This window comes from Stenotrophomonas testudinis, assembly GCF_024499815.1.
In the GTDB taxonomy this organism is placed as follows: domain Bacteria; phylum Pseudomonadota; class Gammaproteobacteria; order Xanthomonadales; family Xanthomonadaceae; genus Stenotrophomonas.
Genome location: NZ_JAMOKY010000033.1, coordinates 1 through 17,134, shown reverse-complemented (window position 1 = coordinate 17,134; position 17,134 = coordinate 1). Strand labels below are relative to the sequence as shown.

Genomic DNA, 17,134 nt, shown 5'->3' with positions numbered 1-17,134 from the left:
ATATTATCTGGCGAATATCGTCAGGAAATCTCACATGAGCACTTCCCTGCTGCCACCGCTCAACGCCCTGCGCGCCTTCGAGGCCACCGCCCGCCTGGGGGGCGTGGGCCGCGCCGCGCAGGCCCTGCACGTGACCCACGGTGCGGTGAGCCGGCAGCTGAAGCTGCTGGAGGACCATCTGGGACTGCCGCTGTTCCAGCGTGCAGGCCGCGGGCTGCGCCTGACCGTGGCCGGGCAGCGCCTGCACGCGGCCTGCGGCGAGGCCTTCGCCGGCATCGAGGCCTGCGTGCGCGAACTGGGCCAGCCGGCCCGTTCTCCGGCGCTAGTGCTGGGCTGCAGCGGCAGCGTGCTGGCGCGCTGGATGATTCCCCGGCTGCCCGCATTGCAGGCGGCCCTGCCGGGGGTGAACCTGCAATGGTCGGCGCTGGATGGCGCCTTCACCGAGGCGCAGGCGGCGCTGGATGCGGTGCTGCTGCTGGCGCAGGGGCCGTGGCCGCGGGGCTGGCAGGTGCGCGAACTGGCACCGGAACGGGTGGGCGTGGTGGTGGCGCCCTCGCATCCTGCCGCGCAGCGCCTGCGCCATGTACCGCCCGACGCGCTGCTGCAGGAGACGCTGCTGCACACCAGCTCGCGCCCGCAGGCGTGGCCGGCATGGGCGCAGGCGCACGGGCTGGACCCGGCGCGGTTGCAGATGGGCACCGGCTTCGAACACCTGTACTACCTGCTGGAAGCGGCCGTTGCCGGACTGGGGCCGGCCATCGCGCCGGAGCCGCTGGTGGCCGAGGACCTCGCCGCCGGGCGGCTGATCGCGCCGTGGGGCTTCGCTGCGACCGGCGGTTTCTGGGTGCTGGCGCGGCCGGATGGCCCGGCCGACCCGCGCGTAAATGCGCTGGCCGACTGGGCGATGGCGCAACTGTAGAGTCGAGTTTGCTCGACTGCCTTTGTTCCAGTCGAGCAAGCTCGACTCTACGGGGCGGGACCAAGGATGGCGTTTGCTCAGCGTGCGCCGACCGCGATCTTCTGCTGCTCGTCCTGCACCTGCTGCTGACGCGGCTGGTCGTCCAACAGCTTCGCACTGGTCTGTTCCAGCGACGGCGGCGGCTGATTCAGGTCCACCGCCGCGCGGAAGCCCGGCGTCGTCCCCATCACGAAGGCCTTTCCGTCCTGCAGGGTGATGCTCTGCAGTTTTTCCGGCGAGTCGATGCCGTTCTGCTTGGCCTGCTGGGTGATGTGGGCCGCGGCGTCCTCGGAGATCATGCTGGGCAGCTTGCCGCGGACCGCATTGTGCAGCGGGTTGTCCGGGTGCGAGGCATCGTTGAGCGATGGCTCCTTCGCTGCCACGGCCGGTGCCTCATGGCGCGGGGTCTGTTCGGCCGCCAGCGCGGTGCGCGTATGGCGTCCGACGATGCCGTCGGCGGCGAGGCCTTGCTGCTTCTGGAAGGCGATCACCGCTTCGCGGGTGTGATCGCCGAAGCGGCCGTCCTCGGCCAGGCGATTGCCGTTGCCATCGCGCACACCCAGCTGGTTGAGGCTGTGCTGCAGCGCCTGCACATCGGTGCCGCGCTGGCCGTGCTTGAGCAGATCGGCCGATGCCGCCGGTGCTGCCGCCGCGGGTGCCGGCTGTGCGGCCGTGCGCGCGGGTGCAGGCTCGGCACCGCCATGCAACGGCGCGCGCACCTGGAATTCGGGCTTCGGTGTCAGTGCGCCGACGATCCGCGTGCTGCCGCCATCCCAGTAGCCGCCCGGGCGGATGGTCACTTCGGCCGGACCTGTGCTGCCCTGTGAACCGATGAACTGGATGTTACCCTGCGCGTCGTAGCCCTTGAAGATGCCGACGTGCTGGCCCTGCGACGAAGAGAACATCAGGATGTCGCCCTGCTTCAACGAGCCGTTCGGCTTGCGCGCCTCGGCCGCCGACGTCACGTCGAAGTGCTCGCGTGCGTACGCCGTGGTGTTGGCGCCGTTGAACAGCATGGACGTGGTGAAGGCCGCAGCGTTCTCGCCGCGCACGTCATAGCCGGCGTTTTTCAGGCCGCGCCAGACGAAGGCGGAACAATCCACGCCAAGGCGCCCGTCACCATCGAGGTCGCGCTCCAGCCGGCTGCTGTCGCGACCCGGGCGCGGGTGATCCGGCCGGCCGTACTCGTACTGCCGGCCCGACGCCATGAAGTGCTGGTAGGCCTCGTTGTAGACGGCGGCACTGCCGGTAGCAGTTGCGGCCGCGGCAGGTGCCGTCGCAGTGGCGGCCGGAGCCTGTGACGCCGCCTGGGTCTGCACGGGTGCCGCCGCCTGGGTGCGCGTCGGCGCCTGCTGCGTCGTGACCTCGCCGGGGTTCCAGCCTTCGAAACGGCGGATTCCATCGGCCAGGACTTCACGCTCGCGCACGCTCATCTCGCCGACCTTCTTTGAGCGCAGATCGACACCGTTGCGATCACCCTCGGCATAGATGGCGGCGGCCTGTTCCCTGTGATGGGTGCCGCCGCTGTAATCGGCCTTGGAATAGCTGGGCAGCATTTCCTCGACGGTCTTGTCGCCAAACCGGCGTTCGAGCAGCTGGATCTTCGCTACCCGTCCTGCTTCATAGCTTTCGAATACCGCATTGCCCCACTGGTCCAGGCCGACGACGCCGGCATAGCGCCCCTGCGCGGATTCCAGCGCCTGTTCGCGGGTACGGGTATTGGTGACGGTCTTGTCCGCGCTGCCCGCGAACTCGAACTTGAGATTGCCTGGATTGTTGTTGCGCCATGAGACGCTGCCGCCGGAGCGTTCGATGATGCTGCCATCATCCATTTCCAGCGTACGCGTCGTGCCGACGCTGCTGACCAGGCGGGTGACCTTGGGGTCCGACATGAGCTGTTCCTTTGCCAATGGTTGATTGGGCCGCTGCGTTGGCGGTGCTTACATTCCGTTGGAAAACACGTCGAGCACGTCGGCGCTGACCCAGCCGCGTGCGCAGTTGCCGGCATACTGCCCCGGCGCTGCCGCGTGGCAGGCTTCGCCACTGCTGGCCAGGCCACTGATCGGACGGTCGCCGTAGGTGTCACACAAGGCGTTGCCCTTGCACTTGTCGACCGTCGCCGCGGGAACGGCCACGACGTAATAGAACATCGGGTTCTGCCCCGCGCGGCCGATGCCCTGCACGCACACCAGCTGCCCCTTCGACAGGCGCGCGGTAGCCTTGGCCTTGCTGCCCGTAGTCGGCACGGTATCCAGGGTTTCGGCGCCCTTGGCATCAGCGACGCCGGCGAAGAAGCCATGGTCGCCACAGCCCGGCGACAGTTCCACATCGTAGAAATCACCGCTGTCGACATCGCCGGCCGTGCAGCCACGGCCCGCGCTGGCGTCGGTGCACGTCACGCCGCTGGATTGGATCAGTGCTGCCAGACCGTCACCGGCCGCAGCGGTCGGCGCCGCCGCCGGGGCGGGACCGGCCGTGGCAGCCGGTGCGCTGGCAGCCGGTGCAGCGGCCGGGCTCGATGAATCACCTGCCGCACAGGCGCCCAGGGCAAGCAGCAGGCCCGGAAGGATCGCGAGACCCGTCATGCGCATGCGGCGGGAAGAGAAATGGGGCATATCCGTTGCGTCCTCGTTGAAAAGATTGAACGTACCAGCAGGATTCCATCGACGGCGGGCGCGCACAGCAAAGCGCCCAGCCATGGTCCGGCTGGGCGCATTGTGGTTGATCAGATGTTGTGCCTATGTCGACTCGGCGCTGACGGATTCAGAAGCGCGCCAAACCAAGACATCCGTCACATTCAGCAATCACCTCGCCTTCACTCGGGGTAAGACGTCGCCGTGTCGATCAGGGCGCGGTGGGGGCGGCCAGCCGTTGCTGCAGGTCCTCGCGCAGGCGCGACAGTTCAACTTCGGCCTGCTGCCGCTGCTGCATGCCCTCGCGATGGATGCTGCGCACTTCCTCGACCGTGGCGATCAGCTGGTCGTGCACGTGGCGCAGCGTGGCGACGTCGACCACGCCGCGCTGGTTGCTGCGCGCGGTATCCACCGAGGCCTGGCGCAGCAGATCGGCATTGCGGCGCATCATCTCGTTGGTGGCATCGTCGATGGCGGTGGACAGTTCGACCGCCGCCTTCTGCTCACCCAGCGACAGCTGGATGGCGAACTGGCGCTTCCACGACGGGATGGTGATCTCGCGCACCGTGTTGAATTTCTCGATCAGCTGCAGCGCATTGGCCTGGATCAGGCGGATCATCGGCAGCGACTGGTCGGCGGCATGCTGCATCAACTGCAGGTCGGACACGCGCTTCTCGATCAGACGGATCGCATTGTCGACCTCGCTCTGGCGGATGCGCTGCTGCGGGTCGTCACTGCCCTGCCCCGCCAGCTGCTCGGCCTGCAGTTCGGCCAGGCGCTGCTTGCCGGCGGCGGCATGCAGGCCCAGCGCGTGGCGCTCCTCGCGCACGATCTCGTGCATGCGGTCGAACTCGCCCACGCGCTTGCCCATCAGCGCCTGCTGCACGCCGACGTCGCCCAGCAGCTGCTCGATCTGCGCATTGGTATCACTGAATTTCTGCACCAGCTCGCCCTTGGACACGCGCAGGCGGTCGATCAGGCTGCCGATGACCGGCACCTTGGAACGCTGGGCGAAGCCATCCAGTTTCAGGCTGCGCGCGATGCGCACTACTTCGCCGAGCTTGTCGCCGCTGGCATCGAGGTCACGGTTGCGCACCTGGTCCAGCAGCTGGCTGGAAAACGCGGCGGTGCGCGACGCGGCTTCGCGGCCGAACACCTGCAGGTTGCCCGGCCGCAGGTCGTCCAGTTCCTGGCGGATCTCGGCGATGCGGGGAAGATCCTCGCGGACCAGGCCCAGGGCCTGCAGCGCGCCCTCGTCCAGTGCGGAAGGGGTGGCCGGGGTCGGCACGAGGGTGCCGGGTTGCTGGCTGTCCTGGGTCATCGGGCAGTCTCCTTGCAGGTGGGTTAGCGGCAGCGGTGGGCGACTCAGCGCAGTCTAGCCTGAGCCGCCGCGACCTCGTCATCGATCTGTGCGTGCAGCGCGGCCGCCTGCCCGGCGCGGACCGCGCCGGTGGCGGCCTGCGCGGCCAGTGCGGCCTGCCGCCAGGCCGGCAGCAGGACATCATGGATGCGGGCGAACCGCTGCAGCAGCACCGCGTCCTGTTCCTGCAGCAGCTGCCATTGGCCCGCTTCGATGCGGCGCAGTGCCGCCAGCCGCTGCAGGTGGTCGATGCGCGGCGCCAGCGCGGCGCGGCCGGAGGCGTCCAGCGTCGGTCGCCACGCGGCGCCGGCATCCGCCCAGGCCTCCAGTGCTTCGGCGGCCTGGCCTGCGGCGCTGATCGCCGTGGCCCGCAGGTCCATGTGCTGCTGCAGCTGCTGGGCCTGTTCGCGTGCCTGCAGGGCAAGGACGCCGAGCTGCGACTGCAGCCTGCGGCCCTCGGCTTCGCGTTCGACATCGCGGCCGAGCAGGCGGCCCCACCAACTTTCCTGCCGGCGCAGGCGCGCCGGGTCGGCCGACTGCAGGGCCAGCGCGATGCGTGCCAGCGCCGCCACCAGGCCATCGCCGGCCGTCGCCGGCAACGCGGCTTCGCGTGCGGCCAGCGCCTGCAGCAAGGGCGCGCCGTAGTCGCCCACGCGCGCGACATCGGCCGTGTCCGGCCGCTGCGGCGTTGGCAGGGGCGCGGCGTCGGTCACGGCAGCGGCGGCGGCATCGGTGTGCCGTCAGCGGCATCGGCGGGCAGCGACTCGCCATAGAAGTGGCGCATCAGCGCCTCATCCAGTGCGCGTTCCTCCGGCGTGGTGGCGCGGCGCACGCGCGGACGGCGCACCGCCGCGGCGTTGCTGCCGGCCGTGCCCTCGACCTGCTGCCGGGCCCACCCGGCGAATGCGGCCAGGGTCTGCGACACCTGTTCCTGCCGTGCCTGCGAAGCGACCAGGAGCTGCACCAGCGGCGCCAGCCCGGCCTGCAGGTCGTCCGCCAACGGCGTGGCCGGTGCGCTGGGCGCAACGATCTGCACCGGCTCGGTTGGCGCCGCGGGTGCAGGCTCTGCCGGGCGCACGTCGGCCAGGCGCTGCAGCGCCTCCAGCAGAGCCGGCCACGGCGCCGGCTCTGTGGCCAGCACCGGCGCGGCCGGCGGCAGCTGCAGGGCACTGGCGATGTCGGCCAGCTGCGCGACCACGCGTCCGCCCACATCACTGTCGTCGGCGCCCATGGCCTTGTTGCGCAGGAAGTCACGCTTGATCTGTGCCCAGCGCTGCGCCTGCGCCTCATCCAGCACGCCACGCAGCTCGCCCAGCTTCAGCAGGTTCTCCTCGGCACCGGTGGTCAGCAGCTGCGCCTCGCCCATGTAGTGGTCGGAGATCAGCTGCTGCAGCTCCTCCTCGTTCATCACCGGCGAGATCTTCTCGGCCAGCTTGTTCATGTTGCGGTAGCTGCCCTGCAGGCGGAACGGCGGCTCGGTGCGGTAGCGATCATCCTGCGCGGCGCTGGCGATGTACTGCTGGTTGACCCGGTAGACCACGTCGCGCACGCGCAGCATGCGCTGCAGGGTGGCGGTGATCTCGTTGACCTCCGCGCCGCTGTAGGCATGACTGAGTCCGTTGGTCGACACGTCCTTGCCCATCGCGCGGTCGACCAGCAGGTACAGGTCGGCCATGTCACGGGTGGCCAGCGGTGCCAGCACCGGGTTGGAGGTCAGGCTGTTCTCGATGTAGCTGAGGGTGAACGCCGCCTCCATGCCGCCCAGCACGTCGCCGAGGTTGTAGATGTCGGCACGGTTGGCCAGCATGTCCGGAATCTTGAACACCTCGCCCGACTCGGTATACGGGTTGCCGGCCATGACCACGCAGAACTTCTTGCCGCGCATGTCGTAGGTGCGGGTGCGGCCGCGCCACACGCCTTCGATGCGGCGGGTGCCATCGCACAGCGAGATGAACTTCTGCAGGAACTCGGGATGGGTGTGCTGGATGTCGTCGACATACAGCATGGTGTTGTTGCCCATCTCCAGGGCCAGGTTGAGCTTCTCTAGCTCCTGCCGCGAGGTCGCGTCGGGTGCCTGTTCCGGGTCCAGCGAGCGCACCTCGTGGCCCAGCGCCGGGCCGTTGATCTTCATGAAAACCAGGCCGAGCCGGTGCGCCACGTATTCCATCAGCGTGGTCTTACCGTAGCCCGGCGGCGAGATCATCATCAGCAGGCCCATCAGGTCGCTGCGCTTGTTCTCGCCCACCGTGCCCATCTGCTTGGCCAGGTTGTCGCCGATCACGCCCAGGTAGACATCGTTGATGAGCTTGTTGCGCACGAACGAGGACAGCGGCCGCGCCCTGAATTCGGAAAGGCGAAGAGTTTGCCGTTCGCGGTTGATGATGCCCTGGCGTACCGCCTGGTATGCATGGAAATCGGGCACGAAGCGCTTCAGGTGATGCTGCAGGCGTGCCAGGAAATCATCCAGTGACAGCGACAGCGTGCCGTCGTGGATGCGCGGGTGTTCGCCCAGCAGGCCCGCCACTTCGACCCGCAGCGGTGCGTCGCTGCCGCGCGTGCGCAGCTGGCGCTGCACCAGCAGCAGCGCCGCGGCCTCGTCGGCATAGCCGGCGTGTGCGGCCTGGGCGGGCAGACCGGCCAGCGCGCGCAGCCATTGCCCAGCCAGCGCCCAGCGCGCGGCCAGCGGCTCCTGTGCACGGTGCAGCGCACGCTCCAGCGCCTCGCGCTGTCCGGCCTGTTCCAGTTGCTGGGCCAGCGCATCCAGCAGCGCCTGTGCATGCTTGCTGGTGCTGAACACCGGCTCGCCGTTGATCAGTTCTTCGCCCAGGTAGGCGGCCGCCGCCTCGGCGGCTTCATCGTCGAACGGCAACGCTTCGGCCTGCACGAACGCGGCGATGGCTGCCGCCATTTCCGTGCGCAGGGCGCTGCGTCCTTCATCGGAGCCGAACAGACGGGCGATGGTCTCCGCACCGGCCTGTCGGCTGGGCCACTGCTTCACCGCGTCCTCGCGCTGCTGCGCCGCCCAGAACAGCAGGGCCAGTGCACGCACGCGCGGTGCATGCCGCAGCGCGCCTGCCGACTGCTGCAACGGCAGCAGCGCGCGCAGGATCAGCGCGGCGTCATGGTCGTGGATGCCACGTTCGTAGCCTTCGCGGTAACGCGGTGCGGCGAACGTGCGCACGCGCTGGTCCAGCGCCTCGGGGCTGGCGACGTCGTGCTGCAGCTGGGCCAGGTCCAGGCCGTCGCGGCCGGCCTGCGCGGCCAGCAGCAGGCTGCCGGCCAGGTACTCGCCGCGGTAGATCGCATCGGATTCCGAATCCAGGGTCACCGGCCAGAACGGCTTCAGCGCATCCAGTTGCGGATCGTGCAGGGTTTCCAGGAAATCGGTGCCGGTGAGGTGGATGGCCAGCGTGTCGCCACGCGGCAGCAGGGTCAGGTCCAGCGCCTGCGTGTTGACGCTGAAACGATGCCGCGGACCGAGCCGGACCACGTTGCCACCGGCCTCGTACAGGTCACTGCGGTCGCGCAGCTGGCGCACCGCCTGGTCGCGCACGCCCTTCAGGCGCGCCTCGATGTCATCGGCCTTGACGTTGTCGCGCAGCGCACGCAGGCGCTCGGCCAGTTCGCGCAGCTTGAGGATCAGCGGATCACCGGCGAAGAACGCATTGAGTTCATCGGCCGTGGCGAAGCGCTCGGTGCGCTTGGCCAGCCCATCGAGGATGCGGTTGGCCGCATCAAGCACCGAACGCGCCTTGCGCTGGCGGTCATCCAGCAGCGCCTGCTTGTGCGTCTCGAAGGCCTCGACCAGTTCCTCGCGCTTGCTGAGGATGTCGCCGAGGAACTGCTCGTGCTCGCCGAACTGGCTTTCCAGTTCTTCCAGCTGCACCAGCAGGCGCGACAGCTGCTCGTCGGCCTTTTCCGGGTCACCGGCCATCGCCAGCGCACTGGTGATGGACTGCGAGAACAGGGCGAACTGCGCGGCGAACTGGGCCACGGCCTCGGCCGAACCGAGGGTGCGGCGTCGCTGCTCGGCGCGCGTGCGCGCCTGGTTCAGGCGCCCGTACAGCGCGGAAATCGATTCGACCACGCGGGTACGCGCGGTAGCATCGTCCACCTTCAGCCCGGCCATCAGTTCGGACAGCATGTCCAGATCGCTGGCCATGCCGCGCATGCCGTCCAGCTGCTCGTCCAGCTGGCGCGCACTGGCTGCCTGCTGGGCGGCTTCGTCCAGCACCTGCAGGCGGCTGCCCAGCGGCGCCAGCGCGGCATCGCCGGCAAGGAATTCGCCGGTGGCGGCGCCGACCCGGTCCTGCGCCTGTACCAGTTCGGCGGCCATCGCTTCGATGCGCGCGGTGTCGATGTAACGCAGCTCGCGGATGGTCAGCAGGCGCCCGCGCAGCGCGGTGATCTCGTTCAGTGCCTCGACAAAGGCCTGTACCTCGTTCCAGTTCTGCGGCTGCAGCCGGCCCAGCAGACCCTTGAAGCTGGCCTCCGCCTCGACCATCGCCTGCGCCGACTGCTCGCGGATGGACTGGACCTTCTCGTATTCGTCCAGCACCGATTCGCCGGTGGCGCTGATCTGCCGCAGCAGCGCCTCGGCGCCGTCGCAGGCCTCGTCGCCTAGCCAGTGGTGGGCGTCGAACAGGCGGCGGGTGTCGGCCACCAGGCGCTGGTAACGCTGCACCGAGACATCCTGGCCGTCGATCTCGCGGGCCAGGTTGAACAGGTTGGAGATGCCGCGCACCAGCTCGGCATTGCCGATGCGGCCCATGAAGGTGTTGCCGGGCGGACAGCTGGCGGCGAACTCGTCGCTGCTGAACGGCGTCTGCCAGACCTGCATCGGGTGGATGCGCGTGGGCTCGGTGCCCTCGGCATGGAACAGCACCATGCGCCCATCCTGCATGAACGCATAGCCGTGGCCGAACACGGGGTTCTGCAGCACGCGCTGGATGGTGTTGTAGACGAACAGCGCCGAGCGCCCGCCTTCGCGCTCATAGAAGATGTACAGCACGTCCTCGCCATTGGGCGAACGGATGCTGCGCTTGAACTGCATGCCGGCCATCGAGGCATCGAAGGCCTTGTGCTCGCCGCCCTGCAGGTAATAGCCACCGGGGAAGATGACGCCATGGTCTTCGGGCAGCTGCACGCAGGCCTGGACGATGGCGTCGTTGCGCACGATGTCGCCGGTGAGCGTGTTGTAGATCAGCCCGCGCCAGACGGTTTCGCGGTACGGCAGCACCTTCAGCAGCAGCAGCGAACCGACACGGGCGAACTCGAACTGGGCGTCGTCCAGCGACTGCGTGCTGTCCTCCACCGGCTCGCTGTAGATGCCCTGCCCGGTCTCGGTGTTGTTCTCGACCTTGATGGTCAGGTCGCCACCGGTGGTCTCCACGAACAGGGTGTCGAGGATGTTCAGGTGCGAATGCCGGCCGTTGACCGCGAGGTCGCGGGTGGCTTTGGTCCATTCGAAGTCGAACGGCGGCGGCAGCGCGATATCGCGTTCGCCGCGCGCATCGAGATAGGTCAGCTCGCCTTCGCGCGACAGCGCCCAGCGGAACACGCGCACGTCGCTGCTGCGCTCGCCGATCTGGAACGAGGCCAGCAGCTTGTCGCCGACCACGATCAGCTGCAGCAGGCGCGCATGCTTGTAGTAGGAATACAGCTCGTTGAAGTCGTGCACGAAGCCGGGCTGGTCGAGGAAGCTGCCCTTCAGCTCCAGCGACGCGACGTCGTAGCCGTCCGTGCCCTGTACCAGCCGGTACAGGCCGAACACATCCTCGATGCGGGTGTGGGTCTTCAGCCCGATGTAGACGTTGTAGCCGAACAGCAGGCGGTCGGGGCCGACCTGGACGATGTCCCGGCCAACGCAGTTGTTCTCGCTGCGGATGCGGAACCGGCCGATCACTTCCAGCCGGCTGTCACCGAATTCGGCCAGGCGCTGGCGGTTGAGGGTCTCGGCAAGGGCCTGCAGGCGCTGGCCCTGCTCGCTGAGGCGGCGGCGCAGGACTTCGTAGGCACCGCCCTGGGCGACGGCCTGGTCGACGGTGTTGCCGCCGGCCTCCGGCGCGGTGATTTCGGCGGACGGATGGGTTTCAGACATCAGCAGGGTTCCGGCTCACGGACGGCCGGCCGTGGTCGCGGCCGGCGCGGGCGGGCGATGGCCGCAGCGGCCACCGCCCGGTGCATCAACGGGCGCTGTCGACCACGGCGGCCGACACGGTCGGCGCCACCTCGGCGTCCCCGGCGATCTGCCGCGGTGCCGGCTCGGCCACGGCCACGCCCAGGTAGCGCTGCATCAGCTCCTGCACGATAGGGCTCTTGCCGGCGAAGCCTTCGATCGACTTGCCCAGCGACACCGCCTTGACCAGGTTTTCGAACATGCCGCCGTCGCCACCGACCAGATCGATGTCGGCGTTGCGCAGCGCGCTGGCGATGACGTTGGCGTTTTCGCGCGAGACTTCCTTGCCCGCTTCGATGGAGGCCAGCGCCTGCTTCAGGCTGTTGTCCAGCATCATGCGGAACTCTTCGTGGCCACGCGCCTGGTCGCTCAGCGAAGCGATCGCCTCGAACTTGCGCACCAGGCCCTCGGCTTCGGCCAGCAGCTTCTTCTGCACCACGCCGGCTTCGGCGTTGCCCAGCGATTCGGTGGCGGTGGCACGGGCCAGGCCCATCTTCTCCTCACCCTGGGCGTGGGCCTGCAGGGTCTCGGCCAGCACGCGGGCCTCGTTGCTGCCCTGCTTCAGGTTGGCTTCGGCCTTGGCTTCGATCACGCGGGCTTCGGCGATGCCGACCTTCTCGATGGCCAGCGCGGAGGCTTCACGCACCTGCGCTTCGGCCAGGCCCGGCGCGGCCTGTTCGGCACGGAACGCGTCGGCCAGCAGGCGCTTGGCCTCGGCCTGCTTGCCGGCCGCTTCGTGCTCGGCCTGGGCCAGGGTGGTCAGCTCCACGGCACGGTGCTTGGAGGCGGTCTCGCGTGCCTGCGCTTCCTTCACTTCGCGCACCAGCGATTCCTGCGCCTTGGCTTCGGCTTCCAGGATCAGCACCTGCTTCTGGCGGTCGGCCTCGGAGACCTCGCGCACTTCCTTGATGCGCTCTTCTTCCTGGGCCACGGTCTTGTCGATGGAGATGCGTTCGCGGGTGATGTTGGCCACGTCCATCTTGCCCTGCTCGACCACCTTGTCACGCTCCACGCCCTGCAGCTGCACTTCGCGGTCGGTGGTGACCTGCTCCAGCTGGCGCGCACGCTCCACGCGCTCGGCTTCGATGGCCACCGCACGCTGGCGGTTCTGTTCGGCCACTTCCACTTCGCGCAGGCGGTTCTGGTCGCGGATCTCGATCAGCTGCTGCGCTTCGATGCGTGCGTTCTCGGACAGCTGGCGCTGCTCTTCCTGCACCTTGGCGGTCTCGGCCTCCTCGCGTGCGCGGATGGTCTCGATCTCGCGCTTCTGCCGCGCCTCGGCCTCGGCCTGCTGGCGTTCCAGGGCCAGCAGCGCTTCGCGCGCTTCCACGTTCTTCTTGGTGATGGCGAGCTTCTCGTTCTGCTCCAGCTCGTTGGTCACCACGTTCTGCGCGGCGGTCAGCTCGGTGATCTTGCGGATGCCCTGCGCGTCGAGGATGTTGAACTGATCCAGCAGCGACTTCGGGGTCTGTTCCAGGTAGTCGATGGCCACGTCTTCGAGCACGTAGCCGTTGAGATCGTTGCCGATGACCGCAATGATCTCGTCGCGGAATTCCTGGCGCTTCTCGAACAGCTCGGTGAAGTCGAACTTCTTGCCGACCGTCTTCAGCGCCTCGGAGAACTTGGCGTTGAACAGCTCATCCACCGCGTGCTTGTCCGACGCACGGTCGGCACCGATGGCCTTGGCCACGCGCAGCACGTCGGCCTGGGTCTCGTTCACCCGCAGGTAGAAGGCCACGGCGATATCGGCGCGCATGTTGTCGCGGCAGATCAGGCCTTCCTTGCCGCGGCGGTCGATCTGCAGGGTGATCAGGCTGATGCGCATCAGCTCGGCGCGGTACAGCACCGGGATGATCAGCGCACCGGTGAAGTGCACCTTGGGCGTGGCACTCATGTCGTTGACGATCAGGGCCACGCCCTGGTCGACCTTGCGGTAGAACGCCTTGAACAGTCCTGCCAGGCCCAGCAGCAGGCCTACGACGACGATGATCCCGATCAGGAAGGGGGCCGCGCCAGCGAAACTCATCAGTGATTCTCCTTGTTGCCCGGAAGCAGGTTGTCCTGGAAATCGAGGGCGACCGCGTCGGCGCGGACCACCCGGTAAAAGTGCTGTTCGGCCACGTGCTCGACCAGCACGATGCGCTCGCCGCGCTGCAGTTCGATGTCGCTGCGCACCTGCAGGATCAGCCCGGCGCCGCCATCATCGACATTGGCATGGCCGCTGCGGGCGTCCACCCGCGGCGAGGCGACCACGCCCACCCGGCCCAGCAGGGAGGCCTGCGCAACCGGCTGCAGGCGCTGCAGGAAGCTGCGGATGGGCCGCAGCAGCAGTGCGGTGATCGGCACGGCCGGCAGCGGCGCGAGCACGGCCACCAGCGTGCCGAAGCCCCAGCGCAGCACGTCCGGCAGCGGCATCAGGATGAAAAGATGGATGAAATAGGTCAGCGCCCAGCCGAAGAACCCGAGCAGGGTGACCACGACCATGACCGGCACGCCGCCCAGCCCGAAGCGCTGCAGCAGGGCCGACAGGCCACTGAGGTCGGTGCCGCCGTCCAGCGCACCATCGGCGCCGAGGTCGCCGAAGCCATCATCGACCAGACCAAACGCCGCGAGCCCCCAATAGACCAGCGATACCGCCAGCAGGACGCTGTACGGCAGGGTCGGGTAACCGAACACGACGGTGAGGAATTCCTGCATCGCTTTGCCTTCCCGGGCTGGGGGCGCGTGACGCCCCGTTCGGAATCCGCCGGGGGCGGTTCCGTCGATCCCACCACGGCCTTCATGGCCATGGTTTCCCCCTCATCCTATGTGAAGAGGGTGTGCAGGGACAAATGTGAAGGCGCGTGCCGCCCGCAGGCGGTCACGCGCGGGGCTCGCGCTGGGACTACTCCAGCACGGTGCAGTCGGCGCTGCGCACTTCCTCGACGAAGGTGCGCATCTTGTAGCCGTCCTTGATGCCCGGCTCGACCTCGATGCCGCTGGACACATCCACGCCCCACGGCAGGGTAGCGAGGATGGCCTCCTTCACGTTTTCCGGGTTCAGCCCGCCGGCCAGCAGGAACGGGCGGTGCAGGCCGGTGGGAATGCGCGCCCAGTCGAAGGCCACGCCGGTGCCGCCACCACCGCCCGGAGCGTGGCTGTCGAACAGGAAGCCGGCCGCGCTCGGGTAGCGCAGCTGCAGCGTGCGTGCGTTGACGTCCTCGCGACCGCCCATGGCGATGGCTTTCAGGTAGGGCATGTTGAAGCTGCGGCAGAAGCTCTCGTCTTCCTCGCCATGGAACTGCAGCAGGGTCGGACGCACGGTGCGCAGCACTTCACGCACCTCTTCCTTGCTGTTGTTGCGGAACAGCGCCACCACGTCGACCATCGGTGCGATCGCCTGGCGCATCGCCCGGGCTTCGGCCGGGGCCACCCGGCGGCTGCTTTCACGGGCAAAGATGAAACCCACCGCGTCCACGCCCAGTTCGCCGGCCAGGCGCACATCGCCGGCGCGGGTCATGCCACAGAACTTGATGCGGGTACGGTAGTAGGAGCGGCTCATAAGGTGACCTCGGCAGGCAGTTGCCAGTTGTCGGGGTACAGCGGCCCCAGGAACACCAGCCCCTGCGGAGGTGCGGTAGGGCCGGCAACGGTGCGATCACGGCCGGCCAGCAGCTCGGCGATCCACTCCACCGGTTTCTCGCCGCTGCCGACCATTATCAGCGAACCGACGATATTGCGGACCATGTGATGAAGGAATGCATTGCCACGCACTGCCACCTCGATCACCTCGCCCTGGCGGCTGACCTGCAGGGACTGCAGTTCACGCCGCGCATGCAGGGCCTGGCACTGCACCGAGCGGAACGCACTGAAGTCGTTCTCACCGAGCAGGGCCTGGCCGGCGGCATGCATGAGGGTCTCGTCCAGCGCCCGCCGTTCCCAGCTCAGGGTCTGCCGGTCCAGCGCCGGGCGCACCTCGCGGTTGAGCAGGCGGTAGCGGTAACGGCGCGCGCGCGCCGAGAAGCGGGCGTGGAAATCATCGGCCACCGGCACGCACCAGCGCACCGCGATCGAACGCGGCAGGCGGGTGGTGGTGCCCAGCATCCAGGCGCGCGGGTCGCGCACCACGTCGGTATCGAAATGCACTACCTGGCACTGGCCGTGCACGCCCGCATCGGTGCGGCCGGCACAGACCACCTGCAGCGGCGCGTCGGCAACCGAGGACAAGGCCTTCTCCAGGCTGGCCTGGACGCTGGGTCCGCCCTCGCCCAGGTTCTGCCAGCCCCTGAAATCGCTGCCGTCGTACTCGACGCCGAGCGCGTAACGCATGTGCTGCTACCTCGATGTTGCGGGTGGAGAGGCGCTCAGGCCGGGTCGCGTTCGGACCAGACCGCCAGTTCGTTGCCACCGGGCTCGACGAACTGGAAGCGGCTGCCACCGGGGAAAGAGAAAACGGGCCGGACGACCTGCCCGCCGGCCGCGCGCACCGCGGCTTCGACCGGTGCCAGCAGGTCGGCATACAGCACCAGCAGCGGTGCGCCGGACTCGGCGCGCTGCGGCTGGCCGCGGAAGAAGCCGCCCTGCAGGCGGCCATCGTCGAAGGCGGTGTAGTCCTCGCCGTAGTCGACGAACGACCAGCCGAACACGGTCTCGAAGAAGGTACGGCTGGCGGCCGGGTCGGCCGAGGCGAACTCAACGTAGTCGATGCGGTTTTCGCGGCTCATGGGTGGCCCCTGTGGTCCAGTGGTCAGTCCAGGCGGGCGAGCAGTTCGCGCGCCTGGACCTGGCAGTGCACGTCGCCGTCGGTGGCGACTTCTTCCAGCAGAGTCCGCGCGGTCTGCGCATCGCCGAGGTCCAGGTAGGCGATGGCCAGTTCCAGGCGCTCCTGGCCCGCGCGCGGAGCCCAGTCGTTGCTGCTGGAGCCTGCGGCCGGGTCCAGGTCTTCGCTGGCTGCCTCCCCGGGCTGCGCCTGCTCGGCCGGCTCGGCCGGCAGATCAAACACGCCACGGAATTCCGGCTGCTGCTCGGCGTGCAGGGCATAGTCGGGCACGCTGATCCCATCGGCGGGCACGGGGGCCGCGTCGGCCGGTTCCGGCGCCACGGCCTCGGGTTCGTCCCAGCGCGGCGCGTCGCTCACCGCCGGCGGCAGTGCGTCGCCCTCGTCGGTGACCAGCGCCCCGACCTGCCAGGAGGCCTCGACATCGGCAGCGGGCTGCGCCACCGGTTCGTCCTCCGGCTCGACCAGTGCAGACGGCGCCTCCTCGGCCTGCTCGTCATGCGCGTGCTTGTCATGCGCGTGGACGACATGATCCTCTTCGATGGCCCAGGCCGGCATCGACGGTTCCTGGCGGCCGTCGTCTTCGTGGCCGGTGACCCAGGACGATTGTTCGGCCAGCGAATCCAGCGCAGCACCGGCAGGCACCGCAGCGGCCAGCGCCACGGCATCGCCCTCCTCACGCAGCGGCGGCAGCGGCGACGGCTTGCGCCGGCGCAGCAGCCAGGCGGCGCCGGCCACCAGCAACAGCAGCGGCAGGCCCAGCCAGTACCACGGCGTGCCGCCGGCGGGTGCTCCGGGCGGCGACGCCAGGCGCTGCTGGGCGGCAGCCAGGTCGTTGTCCTTCATCGCGATCAACGACTGCTGCTGCTCCTTCAGCTTTTCCAGCTCGGCCACACGCTGCTTCAGCTCACCGATCTCGGCATCGCGGGTGGCAACGTCTTCCCTGGCCTGCCGCAGTTGTTCATTGCCCAGCATGTCACCCTCGCTGCCGGCACCGGTGCCGGTGGTTGTGCCCGCGTGCGTGGCATCGGACGCCAGCGCCGGAGCGATCTCAAGACGTGCCCCGGCCGTGGCGGCAGCGGCGGTGGCTGCGGCAGCCACGGGGGCGGCCGGCGTCGGGGGGGCCCCCCCCCCCGCGCCCCCGGGCCCCCCCCCCCAAAAAAAAAAAAAAAAAAACAAAAAAAAAAAAAAAAAAAATATTTTTTTTGTTTTATTTATTTAAAAAAACGGGGGGGGGGGGGGGGGGGGG

The 17,134-nt window shown here is 68.6% G+C and carries 11 protein-coding genes and 1 pseudogene; 1 reads left to right on the top strand and 11 read right to left on the bottom strand.

The annotated features are described in order from the left end of the window. The first annotated feature begins 34 nt into the window (after positions 1 to 34). The gene (locus NQ204_RS15355) at positions 35 to 919 is read left to right on the top strand and encodes a LysR family transcriptional regulator (protein ID WP_256644332.1); all 885 of its coding nucleotides are present in this window, start codon (positions 35 to 37) and stop codon (positions 917 to 919) included. Between the two features lie 77 nt (positions 920 to 996). On the opposite strand, the gene NQ204_RS15350 is transcribed toward NQ204_RS15355, so the two are convergent. The 11 genes and pseudogenes from NQ204_RS15350 to NQ204_RS15300 all read right to left on the bottom strand — a co-directional run. Then, positions 997 to 2,850: a C40 family peptidase gene (locus NQ204_RS15350; RefSeq protein ID WP_116864865.1), complete on the bottom strand. Its 1,854-nt coding sequence runs from the start codon at positions 2,848 to 2,850 to the stop codon at positions 997 to 999. 48 nt (positions 2,851 to 2,898) lie between these two features. After that, entirely contained in the window at positions 2,899 to 3,543 is a 645-nt protein-coding gene (locus tag NQ204_RS15345; protein WP_116864876.1) for a hypothetical protein, read from the bottom strand. A gap of 259 nt (positions 3,544 to 3,802) precedes the next feature. Then, the gene (locus NQ204_RS15340) at positions 3,803 to 4,912 is read right to left on the bottom strand and encodes a toxic anion resistance protein (RefSeq protein ID WP_116864864.1); all 1,110 of its coding nucleotides are present in this window, start codon (positions 4,910 to 4,912) and stop codon (positions 3,803 to 3,805) included. Between the two features lie 44 nt (positions 4,913 to 4,956). Further along, positions 4,957 to 5,664, bottom strand: a complete 708-nt coding sequence (locus NQ204_RS15335) for a hypothetical protein (protein ID WP_256644331.1) — start codon at positions 5,662 to 5,664, stop codon at positions 4,957 to 4,959. After that, positions 5,661 to 11,051: a DNA repair ATPase gene (locus NQ204_RS15330; protein WP_256644330.1), complete on the bottom strand. Its 5,391-nt coding sequence runs from the start codon at positions 11,049 to 11,051 to the stop codon at positions 5,661 to 5,663. The genes NQ204_RS15335 and NQ204_RS15330 overlap by 4 nt, the downstream gene beginning before the upstream one ends. 85 nt (positions 11,052 to 11,136) lie before the next feature. Beyond that, a complete protein-coding gene (locus NQ204_RS15325) occupies positions 11,137 to 13,155 on the bottom strand; it encodes a flotillin family protein (RefSeq protein ID WP_256644329.1) in 2,019 nt (672 codons plus the stop codon). Next, positions 13,155 to 13,826, bottom strand: a complete 672-nt coding sequence (locus NQ204_RS15320) for an OB-fold-containig protein (protein ID WP_116865116.1) — start codon at positions 13,824 to 13,826, stop codon at positions 13,155 to 13,157. Before NQ204_RS15320 ends, NQ204_RS15325 begins: the two co-directional genes overlap by 1 nt. Before the next feature lie 187 nt (positions 13,827 to 14,013). Further along, entirely contained in the window at positions 14,014 to 14,670 is a 657-nt protein-coding gene (locus NQ204_RS15315) for a phosphoribosylanthranilate isomerase (RefSeq protein WP_116865117.1), read from the bottom strand. After that, the gene (truA, locus tag NQ204_RS15310) at positions 14,667 to 15,437 is read right to left on the bottom strand and encodes a tRNA pseudouridine(38-40) synthase TruA (RefSeq protein ID WP_256644328.1); all 771 of its coding nucleotides are present in this window, start codon (positions 15,435 to 15,437) and stop codon (positions 14,667 to 14,669) included. The genes NQ204_RS15315 and truA overlap by 4 nt, the downstream gene beginning before the upstream one ends. A gap of 35 nt (positions 15,438 to 15,472) precedes the next feature. Continuing rightward, positions 15,473 to 15,832, bottom strand: a complete 360-nt coding sequence (locus NQ204_RS15305; protein WP_256644327.1) for a VOC family protein — start codon at positions 15,830 to 15,832, stop codon at positions 15,473 to 15,475. Between the two features lie 23 nt (positions 15,833 to 15,855). After that, a pseudogene (locus tag NQ204_RS15300) lies at positions 15,856 to 17,004 on the bottom strand (FimV/HubP family polar landmark protein); the annotation flags it as partial. Positions 17,005 to 17,134 lie beyond the last annotated feature (130 nt).